Origin of the sequence: Salegentibacter sp. (assembly GCF_041642575.1) — a bacterium.
Taxonomy (GTDB): Bacteria; Bacteroidota; Bacteroidia; order Flavobacteriales; family Flavobacteriaceae; genus Salegentibacter.
In genome coordinates, this window is record NZ_JBEPWD010000004.1 from 11,667 (window position 1) to 30,054 (window position 18,388).

Consider the following 18,388-nt stretch of genomic DNA (forward strand, 5'->3'; position numbering starts at 1 on the left):
ATCTTCTTTTGGTTTACATTAGTAAATTTCCTAAAAAAGTACGGGTTTCTGCCTTAACACCTTGTTAATTTTGGCGTAGCCTGAGTTTAAGTGTTATTTTTATAAAATATCCGGGGAAGTTGTAACAAATCAACATTCCTTCATACTTATACCTATACATTAATAAAAACCATCTAAACATGATTAACAAAATTAAGCTGACTGTCTGCGCCTTGTTGGTGAGTGCCGCAGGCGTTGCCCAGGAGGTCGAATTCACAGAATACGAGCTGGACAACGGATTACACGTAATATTACATCAGGATAAAACAGCACCAATAGTTTCTACTTCGGTGATGTATCATGTGGGCGGAAAAGACCTGAAAAATGACAAAACAGGATTCGCTCACTTTTTTGAGCACCTTTTATTCGAGGGAACTAAAAACATTAAAAGAGGGGAGTTTATGTCTATTATAAGCTCAAATGGAGGCTCTTTCAATGCCACAACCTCTTTGGACAGAACCTATTACTTTGAAACCTTCCCATCCAATAAACTGGAACTCGGTCTTTGGCTCGAATCTGAAAGAATGCTTCACCCGGTAATTAGTGAAACAGGTGTAGAAACTCAAAACGAAGTTGTAAAAGAGGAAAGAAGAAGAAGTTATGACAACAGACCTTACGGTAATCTACTTCAGGTTGTACAAAGCAATCTTTTTACCGAGCACCCTTACAAAGATCCCAACATTGGATATATGGAAGACCTAGATGCGGCAACCCTTGAAGAGTTCAATGAATATTTCGATGAATATTACGCTCCGAACAATGCTACTCTGGTAGTAGCCGGAGATTTTGAAATAGAAGAAACCAAAAAACTAATCGAAGATTATTTTGGACCAGTTCCTTCAGGAAATGAGGTTTCCAGAACCCGTGTGGAGGAGAAACCAATAAACAATACGGTAACCGACACTTTTTACGACCCAAACATACAACTCCCAATGTTTATCATGGCCTATAGAACCCCGGGAATGGCCACAAAAGATGCTCAGGTACTCGATATGGTATCCACATTACTTTCAGGAGGAAAATCATCCAGGCTCTACAAAAAACTTGTAGACGATCAAAAGCAGGCTTTACAGGTATCTGCTATAAACCTTGCCTTTGAAGACTATAGTGCGTACGCAATCTTAAGTTTGCCTCTTGGAGACACTGAACTGGAAACCTTAAAACAGGAAATTGACGAGGAAATAGTTGAACTTCAAAATGAAACAATTTCTGAGCGGGAATTTCAGAAACTTCAAAACACTTTTGAGAACAGGTTCGTAAACGCCAACAGCAGCGTTTCAGGAATTGCAGAGTCTCTTGCTACTTACCATGTACTTCATGGAGACACCGATTTAATAAATGAACAAATAGACATTCTACGATCTATTACTCCGGAAGACATTAAAAGAGTGGCTAACGAGTACTTAAACGAAAACCAAAGAGCGGAGATCTATTATCTTCCTAAAAAGGACGATGTTCAATAAAAATTATAAAGAAAATAAAATGAAAAAATATATTCTTACTATAAATGCCCTACTGTTTCTGGCATTTACAAGCATTGCACAGATAGATCGAAGCACGCCGCCGGAAGCGGGGCCTGCACCAAAGATCAATCTTGAAAAACCTCAAACCTTTACTTTAGAGAATGGCCTTAAAGTGATGATCGTAGAAAACCATAAACTACCAAGGGTTAGTATGACTCTCTTACTGGACAATCCTCCTCATTCTGAAGGAGAAAAAGTAGGAGTTTCTTCATTAACCGGCGGTTTGCTGGGAACCGGCACTGCTAAAACTTCAAAAGATGAATTCAACGAAGAGGTAGACTATCTTGGTGCCAGGCTTAATTTCAGTGCCGGAAGCGCTAGCGCAAATACCTTATCAAAATTTTTTCCCAGGGTATTGGAATTAATGGCCGAAGGTGCTTTGGAACCACAATTCACCCAGGAAGAATTTGAAAAACTTCAGCAACGCCAGATCGAGAACCTCGAAAGCAATGAAAAGGATGTGGCTTTTAATGAAGGACGTCTAAGAAGAGCCCTCACTTATGGAAAAGATCATCCTTATGGCGAATTCAGCACTCCGGAAAGCCTGGAAAAAGTGACTTTAGAAGAAGTTCAATCCTACTATGACACCTTCTTCGTTCCCGAAGATGCTTACCTGGCAATTATTGGAGACGTAGATTTTGATGAAGCTAAGAAACTGGTTGAAGAAAATTTCAGCAATTGGAAACCAAAGAATCTTCCTAAGGAAGAACTACCCGAGGTGAAGAATGTTGAAACTACCCAGATCAATATACTTGATATGCCCAATGCAGTTCAGAGCCAGATTGCCGTGGTTAACAGTGTAGACCTTAAGAAGAAAAATCCTGATTATTTTCCGGCCCTTATTGCCAACCAGATTCTTGGAGGAGGTGGCGATGCCCGTCTTTTCATGAATTTGAGAGAAGATAAAGGATATACTTATGGTGCTTATTCCTCTTTAGGGAATGACAAATATGCTGCTGCTTTCACCGCAACTGCGCAAGTTCGTAATGAAGTAACCGATAGTTCGGTTGTTGCTTTTCTTGAAGAGATCCATAAGATTCGCACGGAAAAGGTTTCCGAGGAAGAATTAAGTAACGCCAAGAACAAATATGTAGGTAATTTTGTGCTTTCTCTTGAACAGCCATCTACAATTGCTCGCTATGCCCTTGACATCGAGACAGAAGACCTTCCTGAGGATTTCTATGAGACCTACCTACAGAAGATCAATGATGTAACCGTAGAGGATGTACACCGTGTAGCAAAAAAATACTTTAAGTTAGATAAGGCAAGAATTATAGTTGCCGGGAAAGCTTCAGAAATCGCTGAAGACCTGGAAAATATTGAATTCAAAGGAAAAACACTGCCGGTTAAATACTACAACAAATTGGGTGAAGAAGTAGAGAAACCTACTCAAAAGGAGCTCGACCCTTCCATGAGCGTAGAAGATGTATTTAATAAATATATTGATGCGATTGGCGGAAAAGAAGCTGTGGAAGCTGTAGAAAGCGTAGTTATGATCGCTGAAGCCACTGTACAGGGAATGGCATTAAATCTAGAGATGAAACGCACCCTTGACGGGAAACTTGCACAGCAAGTATCTGTTGGAGGAAATGTAATGAGCAAGCAGGTATTTGATGGCAAAACAGGTTTTGTAGTAGCGCAGGGACAAAAGATTCCTTACAACGAAGATCAGATCAAAGCGGCTAAAATTGACGCCAATCCCTTCCCTGAACTGGAAGTTGGCGAAGCAAGCCTTGAAGGGGTGGAAAATGTCGAAGGAAAAGACGCTTACGTGGTAGCCCTTGGTGAAAACAATAAGAGTTTTTATGACGTTGAAACCGGATTAAAGATCAAGACGGTACAAAGCGTATACCAGGCGGGTGAAACTATGAGTATACCAACAGGATACAGCAATTATGAGGAAGTTAAAGGAGTTAAATTCCCTTTCTCTATTTCACAGGCTGCAGGTCCACAAACCTTTGAATTTAAGGTTAGTGAGATCCTTATAAATGAAGGTGTAAGCGAAGAAGATTTTCAGGAATAGTCTTTTTTATTAATGTTAGAGTGTGAGAAAACCGGCTTCAGGCCGGTTTTCTCTTTTTATACAGCTTGCTTTCTGAATTTACTAAAGAGTTTTTTAGACCTGTTTACTATAAAAACTCCGACCAGGATAACCATGGCAGAAATCAATTGCCAGAAGCTAAAAACCTCGCCATCCAAAATTCCCCAGCCAAGGGCTACTACAGGAATTGTATAAGTAACAGAAGTAGTAAATACCGGGTCTGATATCTGCACGAGTTTATTAAAAATTATCATGGCTATTCCCGTACCTATTATCCCTAAAACAGCCACATAAGCTACCGATAGTTGAATTTCGGAAGTGGTTATTTCTTTCTGAAAAAAGCCTGATAAAAATAAAATTGTAAAAGCAGGAATGAGCAGCACTATAAAGTTTCCGGCCGCGATTGCCAGCGGAGAAATATCGCTCATTTTTGTTTTAAGAATATTTACGTTTACCGCATAGCAACCGGCAGCCATAACCACCAGCAGGGAATACATATAATTTTGATCGGGATTTATTTTAGCTCCGCTAAGTATCAACCCAATTGCCCCAAGCAAGCCAATTCCAACTCCAATAAGTTTATTCTGGGTAAATACCGCTCTGAAAAAGAAAGCGCCAAAAATAAGTGTTAGAATAGGAGTGGTGGTATTTAAGATAGAAGCAATGGCGCTGTCGATTTCGGTTTCAGCATAGGCAAATAAATAAACCGGAAAAAAGGATCCGAGGAATCCGGAAATTACAATCCACTTCCACTGACTTGAAGATAACTTTCGCAGGCTTTTAAAACCTACCAGGATGAGAAAAAGCGCGGCAAAAATTATTCTGAAGGAACCGACTTCGGTTGCTGAAAGTCCAACAAGGCCTTTTTTGATAAGAATAAAAGAACTTCCCCAGACAAGGGAAAGGAGTAAAAGATAGATCCATTTGAGTTTCTGAAGGGGCATATGATTTCTGCTTTTTCAGGAGCAAAAATCGATATTAAATAATGCAAACCAAGCTTTCTCTTACTTTTTCTCCTGCCAGCGCAGACTTTCCATCAAATGCTTCATGTCCTTCTTAAGATAATCGGCAGCTGGAACGATGGAATCAAAATTTGGTTGGCGGTTAAAATAAACCGAGCCGGTTAGGAAATGTTCTACACTATCGGTAAGATAAAACTGGGCCTGAGAGGCGGCATTACCTTCAACTTCATAAAACATTCCGTAGGTGTTATGAAGCTCGTTGGTGTACATATCGCCTTCAATCACATCAGCTTTTATAGTGTGTTGCAAGGGCAGGTTTTGGGCGTCTTTAAGTAAAGAATCCAGGTTATTCCGAACAGGTTGATAGGTTATAAAGATCATCCCGTTCATATCCTTATATTCAAGATTGATCCAGCAGGGAATATTGTTTCTGGAAGGAGTAATCACCGCCTGCTGATTCTTCTCAAAACTATAAGGACAATCCAGGTTTATGGGTTCGTAAACTGCTTCAGGGTATTCCAGAGCAAGAAAAGCTTTCGGCTTAGGTTTACTATCATCATTCCCACAGGAAGAGAACATCAGTATTAAAGATAGTATCGCAATGGTTATTCTCATACAGGGGTTATGCTTAGCTTTATTTGTTTTATTCGTTTATCGTCTACGGCCTCTATTGTGAAAGTGTAGTTTAAAAAATAGATTGTATCGCTTCTCTTCGGAAAGCCTGCCGAAATCTCCAGGATGAAACCGGCCAGGGTTTCAGCATCTCCTTTTTGTTCTTCGAAGGTTTCTGGATCTTCCAGTTTTATGATCTTATAAAAATCTTTAAGCGGAGTTTTTCCTTCAAAAATGAAGTTATGCTCATCTAATTTAGAAAAGATAAGGTCTTCATCATCAAATTCGTCGCTAATATCCCCAACGATCTCTTCAATAATATCCTCGAGGGAGATCAATCCGCTGGTTCCTCCATACTCATCTACGACAATTGCCAGGTGATTTTTTTTCCCCTTGAAATCATTAAGCAAATCGTCAAGCTTTTTATTTTCGGGAACAAAATAGGGCTCTCGTAATAATTTAGTCCATTCAAATTTATTTTCTTCTATATAAGGCAAAAGATCTTTCACATAAAGAATACCAATAATATTATCAATATTCTCCCTGTAAACCGGAATTCGGGAATAGCCATTTTCAATAATTTCACCAATAATCTCCTTATAATTTTGGCTTTCATTCAGGGCAAAGATATCCATCCTTGGACGCATAACCTGCTTGACGTCGGTATTACCAAATGAAACAATTCCCTTGAGTATTTTTTGCTCCTCTTTTGAAGTTCCTTCGTTACTGGTTAGGTCCAGGGCCTGGGAAAGATGATCTACATTTAAAAAAGAACGTTGTTTGCCTAACCTTTCATGAATATATAAGGTAACCGATCGCATAGGCAAACTTAAAGGTGAGAAAAAAGTATCCAGAAAATTAAGAGGATGAGCCATAAAATTTGAAAACTGAACTTTATTCCTACTGGCGTATACTTTTGGCAGGATCTCTCCAAAAAGCAGAATAAGAAAAGCTACCACGCCAACCTCAATAATCAATTTAATATCAACTCCCCAGAATTCCGTCTGCATCCTGTTAAACAAAGAATCTGTAAGGGTATCAAATAATAGAACAATGGCGATATTTATGGAATTATTAGCCACCAGAATTGTCGCAAGCAATTTTTTAGGCCTATCTAAAAGGTTTACAACAATTTTTTGGGCCTTGCTCCTCTTTCCGTCCTCGGTAATTATATCGGCCGGGGTCAGAGAAAAAAATGCCACTTCTGCCCCCGAGATCATCGCAGAACAAAGCAGCAAAAGCAATAAGATAACTATATTAATTATCTCGGTGAAATCTATTGTGGCCCAAAACAGAAATAAACTGGGAGGTTCCGAGTCCAAATGCTATGCTTTTAGTTAAACTTAAAACGGGAGATCATCTTCATCTTCTTCCTGTGCAAAGCTATCATTTTTCGGCTGGTTTTGTGGTTTTTGTGTCTGAGTTTCCTGCGGAGCACTTCCACCTGCCTGATCTTTTGGAGTTAAAAAGGTAAATTCTGAACAATGAATTTCAGTAGAATACTTATCGTTTCCCTGATCATCCTGCCATTTACGGGTCTTTAAACGACCTTCGATGTAAACCTTATCTCCTTTTTTAAGATATTTCTCGCAGATTTCTGCCGCCTTGTTACGCACCACAATATTATGCCACTCGGTATTGGTAACTCGTTCCCCGGTAGTTTTGTTGGTGTAGGTTTCGTTTGTTGCCAACGGAAAACGCCCTAGCGAATTTCCACCTTCAAAATAATGCATTTTCACATCATCTCCTGTATGCCCTATCAGCATTACTTTGTTAAGTGTACCAGTCATTGTATTAAGTTTTATTTGAACCCAAAAACATAGGGTTCTGTGTTTAAATTTATTCTAAAATACTCAAAAATTCTGAGCAGACTAAAATTGAGTGAAATAAAAGTTTCAACATTTCTTAATTAGTAATCCTCAAAGCCCGATTCCTCGAGGAAATTCTGGATTAAAACGGGAACAGGATAATTCCTTACTTTTTCTTTCGGAATGCCTTTCTCATTTAAAGCTTCGGAGTTCACCATCCAGAAATGAGTGTAAATATGCTGGTGGGAGAGCTTGTGCACTACCGGTTTTTCATTGTATAAAACAACATTTCCAGCCAAAAGACCTGTCTCCTCCTGGATCTCTGCTTCGGAAATGAATGTTTCAGAAGTTATCGGTTCGCCGGTTTCGATAAGCGGAAACTCATAGAGCCCTTCCCAGATTCCTTTTCCCTGGCGCTGTTGAAGCAGGGTTTTATTCTCTTCAGAAGAAAAAACCAAATAATTGAAATAACGCTTCTTCACCTTTGTTTTCTTAAGCTTAACCGGCAAATCCTTGATTTTATTATGTTTTAATGCCAAACACCTGTCATTAAAAGGACAACTTTCACAAAGCGGGTTGCGCGGTTTACACTGTAACGCTCCAAATTCCATCAATCCCTGGTTGAACAAGGAAGGATTCTCCCTATCCAGTAATTCACCGGCCAACAATTTAAATTCCTTGATTCCGGCGGTGGAATTTATAGGCGTTTCGATATTGAAACACCTGGAAAGAACCCTGTACACATTCCCATCAACTACAGGCACAGCTTCATTATAACATATAGAAGCGATGGCGCTGGCGGTGTAATCGCCCACTCCTTTCAGCCTCTTAAGTTCCCGGTAATTATCAGGAAAAACACCGTTAAGTTCAAAAGCCACATATTTGGCGGTTTCGTGCAGGTTACGGGCGCGGGAATAGTAGCCTAATCCCTGCCATAGTTTAAGCACTTTTTCCTGGGAAGCATCAGCAAGATCAAAAACATTCGGAAAAGCCTCAGTAAAGCTCAAATAATACGGCAAACCTTGTTCCACCCGGGTTTGCTGCAGCATTATTTCACTAAGCCAGATATGATAAGGATCGGCAGTTGCCCGCCAGGGCAACTCGCGTTTATTGTTTAAATACCAATTAATCAGAATTTTAGAAAAATCCATATAAATTATTGTCGGGTTGCAATATTAAAAGTTTATTCCGTTATTATTTAATGAATTAGGCTTGAAATATTGGAGATTTAATTCTTATATTTGCGCCCTTGAAAATTTAGAAACCCCAATTTATAATATTAAATAGTACGAAAATGACGAAAGCAGATATCGTAGCAAACATTTCAGAAAAACTAGGAATGGAAAAAGGTGATGTTCAGGCTATTATTGAGACCTTCATGGATGAAGTTAAAACTTCACTGGAAAGTGGAGATAACGTATATTTAAGAGGATTTGGAAGCTTTGTAGTTAAAACAAGAGCTGAAAAAACCGGAAGAAATATTTCCAAGAACACTACCATTAAGATTCCAGCACACAACATCCCGGCATTTAAACCGGCAAAAATATTTGTTGAGGGCGTTAAGTCTAATGTTGAAGTAAAGTAAATGTTTGCAACTGTAGGCAAAAGAAAATAAATTATTAATTTAAAACGCACACTATGCCAAGTGGTAAAAAAAGAAAAAGACATAAGGTAGCTACGCACAAGCGTAAGAAAAGAAGAAGAGCTAACCGCCATAAGAAAAAGTAGTTTTCACACTACTTTTTTTATTTAAAAAGTTCATTGAAATCGAAATCCTATTTCCCGCCAATGGTGGGAGCTAAGATTTCTTCAGGAATAAAAACCCTGTGAGAAAATAATGTTTAATCCATCCCGATCACATCGGGACAAAAATCTAAAAGAGTGGACAAAGAATTAATTATCAGGTCCGAATCCTCTGCTGTAGATTTTGCCTTACTAAAAGATGGAAAACTTATTGAACTCAACAAGGAAGAAGACAGCAATAAATTTAATGTTGGCGATATATTTCTTGCCAAAATTAGAAAAGCTGTTCCCGGGCTTAATGCCGCATTTGTAAATGTAGGTTATGAAAAAGATGGTTTTTTACACTATCATGACCTCGGGCCTCAAATCTCTTCCCAGCTTAAGTTCATCAAACGTGTAAGCACAGGTAAATTAAAAGATTATTCACTTAAGAATTTTACTTTTGAAAAGGATATTGACAAGAACGGACAAATTACCGATGTTCTTAAGTCAAATCAATCGGTACTGGTTCAGGTTGTAAAAGAACCTATTTCTACCAAAGGCCCCAGGATAAGCTCAGAGCTTTCCATTCCGGGCCGCTATATAGTGCTGGTTCCTTTTTCCAATCGGGTTTCGGTTTCACAAAAGATCGAAAGCAAGGAAGAAAAGGACCGCCTAAAAAGACTGGTAAAAAGCATTAAACCCAAAGGATTTGGAGTTATTGTAAGAACCGTAGCCGAAGGCAAAAAAGTAGCAGAGCTGGACAAAGACCTTCAGAATTTAGTTGGTCGCTGGACAGCCATGTGTAAAAAACTGTATAAAGCACCACACCCCTCGAAGGTACTGGGAGAACTCAACAGAGCCTCTTCCCTGCTTCGGGATATCTTCAACGACACTTTTACTTCTATTATCGTAGACGATGAAACACTTTATACACAAATTAAAGATTATGTGGGCGAGATCGCCCCAAGTAAAGAAGCAATTGTAAAATTATATCAGTCGAATGTTCCAATCTTTGAAAAATACGGTATCGAAAGACAAATAAAAACTACGTTCGGGCGCACCGTTTCAATAAGTAAAGGCGCCTACCTGGTGATAGAACACACCGAAGCTATGCACGTTATAGACGTGAATAGCGGAAACCGTTCTAATAAATCAAGAAACCAGGAGGATACCGCATTGGAGGTGAATATGATAAGCGCCACCGAAATTGCCCGCCAGTTGCGACTTCGCGATATGGGAGGCATAATTGTGGTAGACTTTATCGATATGGGTAAAGCCGAAAATCGTAAAGCTCTTTACGATCACCTAAAAAATGAGATGAGCGACGACCGGGCAAAACACAAGATTTTGCCACCGAGTAAATTCGGATTGATACAAATTACAAGACAACGCGTACGGCCGGAAATGAATATTAAAACCCGCGAGGTAAACCCTAACGGAACTGGTGAAATTGAGGCACCAATACTTTTAATAAATAAAATAAAAACCGACCTGGAAAAGCTCTTAAAGAAAGATCAGAAAAAGATCACTTTGAGTGCGCACCCATTTATTGCAGCCTTTTTAACCAAAGGCTTTCCATCACCCCGCGCGCAGTGGTTTTTAGACCATAAGCGATGGGTTAAAATTTTACCAAGAGACGCTTACACGTACATGGAATATCATTTTCACGATAAAGAAGGAAATGAAATTCAACTTTAAGAGAAACGCCTTTCGTTAAATCGGAAGGCGTTTTTTTTATGGCGTTTTTTACAGTTAATAAAATTTTATCTGCCTTTGCTATCTTTGCCAAAATGGAATTCAACAAACCCCATAAATCATATACCGTCAAAGAAGCCACGATCAAACTTATGCAGTTTTGTGCCTACCGTGACCGTTCCCACAAAGAAGTTGAAGAAAAATTAAGGGAGATGAACATGATCCCTGCGGCGCAGGAACAGATCATCATTCAGCTGATGCAGGAAGATTTTTTAAATGAAGAACGCTTTGCCCGCAGCTTTGTACGCGGGAAATTCAGAATAAAAAAATGGGGAAGGATAAAAATCAAACAGGAACTCAAATTCAGGGAGATTTCTATTCCCATAATAAAACTGGCATTGACCGAAATAGAGGAGGAAACATACCTTAAAACGCTTGAAGAATTAGCGATTAAAAAACTAGATTTAGTTAAGGAGAAAAACTCTTTTAAGAAAAGGAAGAAAATAGCCGATTTCCTGCTTCAAAAAGGTTACGAAGCTAATCTTGTATACGATCAAGTGAATTCGTTAGTTAAATAGGCTTATTATGCTTCTCAGTACGTTTTATAGCCAGCTCGTTCTTGTAGTCTATCCACTTTTGACCTTTCCATTTGCGCATATAATTATCGAAATGGCGCATAAAGAGTAGGTTGTAAACCGCTTTTGAAAAGTTTGGGGCATTCCTGGGGAAAGCTCTCAGGCTCATTGAAAAACCGGGAGTAAGATAAGTCATCTGGTGCCAGTAGCCTTCTGGCATATAAAGGCATTCTCCGTGTTTTAATTCCGTAACGAAACCTTTTGCTTTAGCCAATGCCGGAAACTTTTTAAGATCAGGATCATGAAAGTCAATATCTTCTCTTGAAATCAGAGCGTGGGGCACTTTATACAGGTATTTTGTTTCTGAAGGCGGAAACAGGATACATTGTTTTTTTCCGTGGAAATGAAAATGAAGAATATTTGCAAAATCGATATCATAATGCATAAAGACTTTCGAATTTTCACCGCCAAAAAATAAAGTTGGTAACTTTTTAATAAACCGCAGGCCTATATCAGGAAATTTAAAATCCTGTTGAAGTGAAGGCACTTCCTTAAGCAAATGGTAGAGAAAAATACGATAACTGGTAGGACCGGAAGTTAACAGATCTATATATTCTGTCATCTTCATTCTCGTATGAGGCTCGTTAAATTTGAATTTTGAGGAGATAGGCCGATCGTCGTAAAGGGGGACAATTTTCTCGCCTGCAATTTCTTTTATGTATTGTAAATCCCATTTTTGGTAAGCCGGCCAGTCTTCCGCCAGATGTTCAATAACCACAGGTTTTTGGGGCTTCACATAATTCTCGAGAAATTCCCTTTTTGTAATACTGGCTACCCTTGGAATTTCGGTTAATTGCAGTTGATTTTTTGTCTTCATCGCTCCTCTTCTTCAATCAAATTCAGCGCTATTATGATTATACTCAAAAGTTATGGCATTGGTTATCTTATCCATTTTTACAGGAAGCTGCAAAGTTATAAAATATGCTGTGGAGGACCTCGTCCTAACAGGTTAAGTTAAGGAATGGTCGTAAAATTATAAGAAGAAAGTAAGGTATAAAACTTTATTTCACCAGATCATCCTCATCATCAGAATTTAAATGGCTGTGATCAATATTATCCCCAGGCGTATTATCGGTTTTACTTTTAAGTACATGGTCCTTTTTCTGGTATTTTCCCCTAAGATCATCCATCACGGATTTATCCCAGAGTTTAACCCCCATAAAATAGGAAGCCCTACCAATTAAATGTGCACTCACCGGGGCGGTAAGCAGTACGAAAAGAATAATTACGAGAGCTCTTGAAGTAGTAGAAAGATCATTAAAATAAATCGCTGCAGAAATCAGCAAAAGACCAACTCCCAGAGTTGCAGCCTTTGTAGTCACCGAGATTCTTAGGTAAGTATCCGGCATTCTTATCATTCCAATAGCAGCAAGAAGTACAAACAAGGCTCCCAAAGTTGTTAATATGACTATTATGATAGAACTCATTTCTTTCGGTTTCTTTTTTCAATATAATAGGAAAAGGCCACGGTACTTAAAAACGCAATAAGAGCAAGGATCATTGCAGTATCAATAAATGTAGATCTTCCATTTACGATACTGTAAACAGCTATAAGTCCGATCCCTGTTGTTATCAAAAGATCCAGGGCGATAATTTTATCCACAATGCTTGGGCCTTTAACAAACCTGTAAAATATCAGCAGGATAGAAAAAGCCAGAACAGGCAGAATGATATAATATAGATAGTCGTTTAATGTCATTTCTTAAAAATATCCAATAAGCGTTTTTCAAATCCGTTTTTAATCCCATGAATAAATTGGTCCCTATCATGTATGTACATGGCATGTACAAAAAGAACTTTTTTGTCATCAGACACATCCAGACTCAGTGTTCCGGGGGTTAGCGATATCATATTAGCAAGGAGAGTAATTCCTATATCTGATTGGATATCCAGGGGAACCATAACGATTCCGGGCTTCATTCTTAGTTTTGGTGTACTTACCTCGTAAGCCACTTGCAAATTAGCTTTAACAAGCTCATACAAAAAATAGAATACAAAACTTATCACTTTAGGGACCAGCGTAAAATAGGTGGATTCCTTTTTTTCCTTGCTAATTACCCAAAGAATGAAAAAGCTCAGTATAAATCCGAAGATATAATTGCCAAAGGCAAAATTCCCGGTTAGTGCAACCCAGATGACTGTTAGTAAAATATTTGCTACAAACCTGGTTTTCATTATTCGGAAATTTGAGTTTTATTCAGTACCGCGTCAATATACAACTGATTATCCATTAGTTCCTGGGCGACCCGGGATGATAATATCTGAATATTTTCAGCACCGAAACCAATATACAGAGAAACAATACTTAAAAAAACTATTGGAGCCACAAAGCCCATTTTTCGGGAGCCTCCCATTTTATGAAAGTAATCAAATTTAAACCTTTTAGGAATTTCCCCGGGATTTTTCCAGAATACCTCTGCCCAAAGCTTTGCAATTACCACAAGCGTTATAAAACTTGCAAAGATAATAGCTGCGAGGGCCCAGTAACTTTCGGTATTAAAACTTGCTGTTATAAGTGAGATTTTAGGCCAGAACCCAGAAAGCGGTGGAATTCCAACAAGGGAGAACAAAGGAATAAAGATTAGCAGACTTAGCTTTGGGTAATCGCTGTAAAATCCACCCAGGGCACGCATACTACTTGACCCCTTTATTCTATAAATAAGACCGCTTACCATGAAAAGATTGGTTTTTACAACTATATCATGAATAAGATAGAAAATTGTACCTGCAATGGCAACCTCGGTAAACATTCCTAATCCTAAGATCATATAACCTATATGACAAATTATGAGGTAAGAAAATACCTTTTTAATGTTATTCTGAATAAGTGCGCCCACAGCTCCACTAAACAGGGTTAAAATGGCTATAACAATCAGCAATTCATCGAGGAAAGCATCGCCAACAAAGATGAGCGTAAATACCCTAATGAGGGCATATACTCCAACTTTGGTAAGTAAGCCTCCAAAAATTGCTGAAACGGCTGTTGGCGGAGTATGATAAGAAGCCGGAAGCCAAAAATAGAGTGGAAAAACAGCTGCCTTAATTCCAAACCCAATTAAAAACAGCACCGCAGTGATCTGCACTAAGGCCCTGTTTTCAACTGCAGCGACCTTGTTGGCAAGATCGGCCATATTAAGACTGCCGGTTAACCCATACAGCACTGCAATTGCAGTAAGGAATATCATTGAAGCCAGGAAGTTAAGGGTAAAATATTTTACTGCTCCTTCCAACTGAGCCTTTTCCCCTCCCAGAGTGATCAATACAAAAGAACTTATAATAATTATCTCAAACCATACATACAGGTTGAAAATATCGCCAGTTAAAAATGCCCCATTTAAACCAAGTAGCAGAAAATGAAATATCGGAAAATACCCAAATTTAAGCCTGTCGGGAATCATTGATGAAGCAGAGAAAATCGAAACTGCAAGTCCCGCTATCGCGGTAAGCAAAACCAGTGTAATAGAAAGCGTATCGGCAACAAAAGTGATCCCAAACGGAGCTTCCCAGTTTCCGGCTTGTATTGTTTGTGTTCCGCTATTCCAGATATAACTAAAGACATAGATAGTCAGCCCAAGATGAAGGATACTCCCCAAAATACTTATAACCTTCTGTGCATTGATCCTGTACCAGAAAAACATCAAAACAATGGCTAACAGTAGCTGCAGCAATAATGGATATAGAATTAACTGTTGTGTCATGAATCTTCGTCGGTTGCGTTCATTTCGTCAAGGTCGTCGGTCTTTACCACTTTGTGAGCTCTTTTCACAAGTATAATAGCGAAAGACTGTAAACCAAAACTAATTACGATAGCTGTTAATATAAGGGCCTGCGGCACAGGATCGGCATAGGCTTCGAGAAAAACTTTTGATTCCTCAGGAATAATAGGTGGCGCTCCTTTTGTTATTCTCCCCAGAAGAAAGATCAGGAGATTGGCCCCATTACCAAGTAATATTATTCCAATAATAAGTTTAACCAAGCTACGACGTAGGATCATATAAATACCCGCAGCGTAAAGCACCCCTATTATTATTGCAAAAAGTATCTCCATAATCTAAGCCGATTCTGATATTGTAAATATTATTGTTAAGGTTACTCCAATTACTACAAGATAAACCCCAATATCAAAAAACAGGGCCGTTCCCACATTCCCTATTACCGGAAAAGGATCCGGGAACCAGAGTCCGGTCATAAATGGATCATCTAAACCAATCACGGGAGCTACCCCGCTAAGAAAAGCCAGGGCTAAACCTACAGGCATCAAAAAACCGGGATGTATTCTCAGGAGGTTTTTAGATTTATCGAGGCCGTTAGCAAAGGCATGTAAAACAAAAGCTATGGCAGCAATTAGGCCACCCACGAAACCACCTCCAGGTAGATAATGCCCCCGCAGCAAAATAAACACGGAAAACACCAGCAATACCGGTAAAAGGTAAGTTGAGGCGGTTTTTAATATTAATGTCTTCATTATCTTTTCTTTTAATTAGGCCTGTCTGAACTTTTTACACGCAATTTCAGCAAACCAAATACTCCTATTGCAGCTATGACCAGCACGGCGATCTCCATGAAGGTATCAGAACCTCTGAAATCCACCAGGATAACATTCACCACATTCTTTCCGTGTGCCAATATATAGGCATTTTTCGCATAGTAATCCCCAATTTCATTATTCACCGGTTCAGCTAAAACCTGTAATGCCAATACACTAATTAAACCCCCAAATGCAAGCGACAGTATCCCATCCCGAATCCTCATCTTATAATCAGTCAGTACAAGGTATTTTGGCAACCTGTAGAGAACCAATACAAAAAGTATAACTGTTAGAGTATCTATAGAAAACTGGGTCATGGCAAGATCAGGTGCACTGTAAAAAACAAAAAGTAAACAAATGGCAAGTCCTACCACTCCCATCGCTGCTACAGCACCTATACGCGATTTTGTAAATACCGTATAAAAAATCCCTGCTAAGAGAATTATTGTAACGGCCACATCATATGCAGTTATTTCAGTTAATTTTGCGTAATCTATTACCAGACTTGTATTCCCTATCAAAATATAACCTACCAGAATAACAAGAAAAAGAATAATAGTGGTCACATAATTCCGAAGATATCCGTTTTGGAAAACATTTGTCCAGAATTTCGAAAATACCCCAAAAAAGTATGTCAGTTTTTTGAGAATGCTTTCCGGGGAAACCGGTTCTAACTTACCGATTCGGTTTTCAAGTTTTTCTGAAGGCTTCAGAATAAAATATAGCAGGATCCCAACTGCAATAGTAATTATACTTAATATCAGAACCGTATTGACCCCGTGCCATAAAGCCAGGTGAATATCTGAAGCATCTTTCCCAAGGGCCGTAACCACAGGTTTCACAAGTGAAGATTCAATTAAAGCAGGAAATAATCCGAAGACGATTCCCAGAATTGCCAGTAACAACGGAGGCATCCACATCAACGGATCGGGCATTTTAACTTCAGTGAATTTTTCCGGTAGTTTCCCTGTAAAAGGTTTTATTCCGGCAACAAAACCGGCATACAGCAGTAAAATTTTTGTGAGCACGATGGCAGCAACAATAAGAACCACCAGTCCGGTTGAATGTGTACTGGCTTCGTAGGTGAGTTCTTTTCCAAGGAAACCGACACTCGGTGGAATTCCAGCACTGGAAATCGCAGCAAGGAAACCTGCTACGGCCACAGGCATCATAACTTTTCGCAATCCTGCCAGCACAGTTAAATTTCTCGTTCCCGCCTGAAGATCTATAACCCCGGTAACCAGGAATAAAGTAGCCTTATACAATGCGTGTACGATTATAAAAACAGCCGCCGCAAGGAATGCACCCTGACTTCCAAGTCCAATTAAGAATACTAATATACCAAGGGCCGAAATTGTGGAATAGGCAAGCACTCCTTTAAGATCGGTGCGAAATAAAGTATGAACCGCCGAGTAAAGCATCGTGATCGCTCCAACGACAATAAGGGTAGTATTCCAGAAATTGGTGTCTCCTAAAACCGGCGTAAAACGCATGAGCAAATACACCCCGGCCTTTACCATGGTGGCCGAGTGTAAATATGTAGACACCGGCGTAGGTGCTTTCATCGCGCCCGGCAACCAGAAATGAAACGGGAATTGCGCCGATTTTGTAAAGGCAGCCCCAAAAATAAAGATCACGGCTAAAATATAAAACTCATGCCCTGCTAGAGCCTCCTTCATACTGAGCATTTCAGCAATGCTGTAGGTGCCTGTCATGCTTCCAAGCAGCAATGCCCCCGCCAATAGCGAAAAGCCTCCGAAACCTGTAATTCCAAGGGCGGTTAGTGCCGATTTTCTTGAAGCTTCACTGGTGTTATTAAACCCGATAAGGAAAAAAGAACTTATACTGGTAAGCTCCCAGAATACAAACATAGAAATAATGTTGTCTGAAAGCACTAAACCTAACATCGCTCCCATAAAAACGCTCAAATAGGCGTAAAAGCGATCCAGGTATTGATGATTTTTTAAATAGGTAGAAGTATATACATACACCAGAAAACCTATCCCTGTTATCATTAATGAGAACAAAAGCGAAAGGCCATCTAAACTAAACCCGAGATTTACTCCAAAAGAAGGAACCCATTCATAGGTTCGGCTCACAACCTCTCCAGAGGCTATTCTAGGGATAAATGATGCAAAATAAATAAAAAGGGATAAGGGGACAAGCGCAGAAACAACAGCCAATTTACCTTTAAAAAACTTCCCTGCAAAAACAAGGAATAAAGCAAATAAAAACCCTAAAAGTATAGCTGTTAGCATATTTTTCTTTCAAATTCCGTTCTCAGCAAATATAGCAGATATTATTTAAGTTTAATAAGGAAACCGGGGCATAAACTGCGGTTTTAAAGGCTTCTGAATTTAGATAATCATAAAAAAGCAAAAATTCAGCTACTTTCTTAAATTACTGAAAATTCATTATTGCTAAAGTACCGTCTGAACTAAGCAAAAAAAAGCCGAAGGAACACCTTCGGCTTTTTGCTTTTTTATTCAGAAACTAAAACCTAATCTGCGAGGATTATCGCTTTGTTATCTTTCATTTCTAAAACCCCACCCTGAATCGGGTAATAAAGAACCTTTTCACCTTCTTTCCTAAAATCAGAAGAAAGATCTTCTAAAAAATCCCTGCTTACATTGGTAAGGCTGATCTTCACTTCACCTTCGGTTAAAGTAGAAACGATGGGCGCGTGATCATTAAGCATCTGGAATTCACCATTTGCTCCCGGCACTTTTACTGCATCAACTTCAGCCTGGAAAACTACCGCTTCGGGGGTTACGATTTCTAATTGCATAGTTATCTAATGTTTTGAACTTCCGCTGTTGC

19 protein-coding genes are annotated in these 18,388 nt (G+C 39.1%); 5 read left to right on the plus strand and 14 right to left on the minus strand.

The window, feature by feature from the left end:
- The first annotated feature begins 179 nt into the window (after positions 1-179).
- Complete coding sequence (locus tag ACESK1_RS01895) at positions 180-1,502, plus strand: M16 family metallopeptidase (RefSeq protein ID WP_372917354.1); 1,323 nt, start codon at positions 180-182, stop codon at positions 1,500-1,502.
- Positions 1,503-1,521: 19 nt separating this feature from the next.
- The gene (locus ACESK1_RS01900) at positions 1,522-3,585 is read left to right on the plus strand and encodes a M16 family metallopeptidase (RefSeq protein ID WP_372917356.1); all 2,064 of its coding nucleotides are present in this window, start codon (positions 1,522-1,524) and stop codon (positions 3,583-3,585) included.
- Between the two features lie 56 nt (positions 3,586-3,641).
- On the opposite strand, the gene ACESK1_RS01905 is transcribed toward ACESK1_RS01900, so the two are convergent.
- The 5 genes from ACESK1_RS01905 to mutY form a co-directional block, all read right to left on the minus strand.
- Positions 3,642-4,547, minus strand: a complete 906-nt coding sequence (locus ACESK1_RS01905; protein ID WP_372917358.1) for a DMT family transporter — start codon at positions 4,545-4,547, stop codon at positions 3,642-3,644.
- A 60-nt stretch (positions 4,548-4,607) separates the two neighbouring features.
- A complete protein-coding gene (gldD, locus tag ACESK1_RS01910) occupies positions 4,608-5,180 on the minus strand; it encodes a gliding motility lipoprotein GldD (RefSeq protein WP_372917360.1) in 573 nt (190 codons plus the stop codon).
- On the minus strand, positions 5,177-6,499 hold the full coding sequence (locus tag ACESK1_RS01915) for a gliding motility-associated protein GldE (protein ID WP_372917362.1): 1,323 nt from the start codon (positions 6,497-6,499) through the stop codon (positions 5,177-5,179). The genes gldD and ACESK1_RS01915 overlap by 4 nt, the downstream gene beginning before the upstream one ends.
- A 21-nt stretch (positions 6,500-6,520) precedes the next feature.
- Positions 6,521-6,967, minus strand: coding sequence for a single-stranded DNA-binding protein (locus ACESK1_RS01920; RefSeq protein WP_372917364.1), 447 nt, complete (start codon positions 6,965-6,967; stop codon positions 6,521-6,523).
- 119 nt (positions 6,968-7,086) lie between these two features.
- The gene (mutY, locus tag ACESK1_RS01925; RefSeq protein ID WP_372917366.1) at positions 7,087-8,136 is read right to left on the minus strand and encodes an A/G-specific adenine glycosylase; all 1,050 of its coding nucleotides are present in this window, start codon (positions 8,134-8,136) and stop codon (positions 7,087-7,089) included.
- A gap of 125 nt (positions 8,137-8,261) precedes the next feature.
- Between mutY and ACESK1_RS01930 the strand changes: the two genes are divergently transcribed.
- The 3 genes from ACESK1_RS01930 (at position 8,262) to ACESK1_RS01940 (ending at position 10,983) form a co-directional block, all read left to right on the plus strand.
- Positions 8,262-8,570, plus strand: coding sequence for an HU family DNA-binding protein (locus ACESK1_RS01930; RefSeq protein WP_372917432.1), 309 nt, complete (start codon positions 8,262-8,264; stop codon positions 8,568-8,570).
- 296 nt (positions 8,571-8,866) lie between these two features.
- Positions 8,867-10,408, plus strand: coding sequence for an Rne/Rng family ribonuclease (locus ACESK1_RS01935; protein ID WP_372917368.1), 1,542 nt, complete (start codon positions 8,867-8,869; stop codon positions 10,406-10,408).
- 92 nt (positions 10,409-10,500) lie between these two features.
- A complete protein-coding gene (locus ACESK1_RS01940) occupies positions 10,501-10,983 on the plus strand; it encodes a regulatory protein RecX (protein ID WP_372917370.1) in 483 nt (160 codons plus the stop codon).
- On the opposite strand, the gene ACESK1_RS01945 is transcribed toward ACESK1_RS01940, so the two are convergent.
- The 9 genes from ACESK1_RS01945 to ACESK1_RS01985 all read right to left on the minus strand — a co-directional run bounded on the left by ACESK1_RS01945 (position 10,976) and on the right by ACESK1_RS01985 (position 18,356).
- Positions 10,976-11,857: a cupin-like domain-containing protein gene (locus tag ACESK1_RS01945; RefSeq protein ID WP_372917372.1), complete on the minus strand. Its 882-nt coding sequence runs from the start codon at positions 11,855-11,857 to the stop codon at positions 10,976-10,978. The genes ACESK1_RS01940 and ACESK1_RS01945 overlap by 8 nt on opposite strands.
- A gap of 184 nt (positions 11,858-12,041) precedes the next feature.
- Positions 12,042-12,467: a monovalent cation/H(+) antiporter subunit G gene (mnhG, locus tag ACESK1_RS01950; RefSeq protein ID WP_372917374.1), complete on the minus strand. Its 426-nt coding sequence runs from the start codon at positions 12,465-12,467 to the stop codon at positions 12,042-12,044.
- A complete protein-coding gene (locus tag ACESK1_RS01955; protein ID WP_372917376.1) occupies positions 12,464-12,739 on the minus strand; it encodes a cation:proton antiporter in 276 nt (91 codons plus the stop codon). The genes mnhG and ACESK1_RS01955 overlap by 4 nt, the downstream gene beginning before the upstream one ends.
- The gene (locus ACESK1_RS01960; RefSeq protein WP_372917378.1) at positions 12,736-13,215 is read right to left on the minus strand and encodes a Na+/H+ antiporter subunit E; all 480 of its coding nucleotides are present in this window, start codon (positions 13,213-13,215) and stop codon (positions 12,736-12,738) included. Before ACESK1_RS01960 ends, ACESK1_RS01955 begins: the two co-directional genes overlap by 4 nt.
- Entirely contained in the window at positions 13,215-14,738 is a 1,524-nt protein-coding gene (locus tag ACESK1_RS01965) for a proton-conducting transporter membrane subunit (RefSeq protein ID WP_372917380.1), read from the minus strand. Before ACESK1_RS01965 ends, ACESK1_RS01960 begins: the two co-directional genes overlap by 1 nt.
- On the minus strand, positions 14,735-15,088 hold the full coding sequence (locus tag ACESK1_RS01970) for a Na+/H+ antiporter subunit C (RefSeq protein ID WP_372917382.1): 354 nt from the start codon (positions 15,086-15,088) through the stop codon (positions 14,735-14,737). The genes ACESK1_RS01965 and ACESK1_RS01970 overlap by 4 nt, the downstream gene beginning before the upstream one ends.
- A 3-nt stretch (positions 15,089-15,091) precedes the next feature.
- A complete protein-coding gene (locus tag ACESK1_RS01975; RefSeq protein ID WP_372917384.1) occupies positions 15,092-15,505 on the minus strand; it encodes a Na+/H+ antiporter subunit B in 414 nt (137 codons plus the stop codon).
- 11 nt (positions 15,506-15,516) lie between these two features.
- A complete protein-coding gene (locus tag ACESK1_RS01980; protein WP_372917386.1) occupies positions 15,517-17,826 on the minus strand; it encodes a putative monovalent cation/H+ antiporter subunit A in 2,310 nt (769 codons plus the stop codon).
- A 242-nt stretch (positions 17,827-18,068) separates the two neighbouring features.
- Positions 18,069-18,356 (minus strand): F0F1 ATP synthase subunit epsilon, encoded by a 288-nt coding sequence (locus tag ACESK1_RS01985; RefSeq protein WP_372917388.1) that lies wholly within the window; start codon positions 18,354-18,356, stop codon positions 18,069-18,071.
- Positions 18,357-18,388 lie beyond the last annotated feature (32 nt).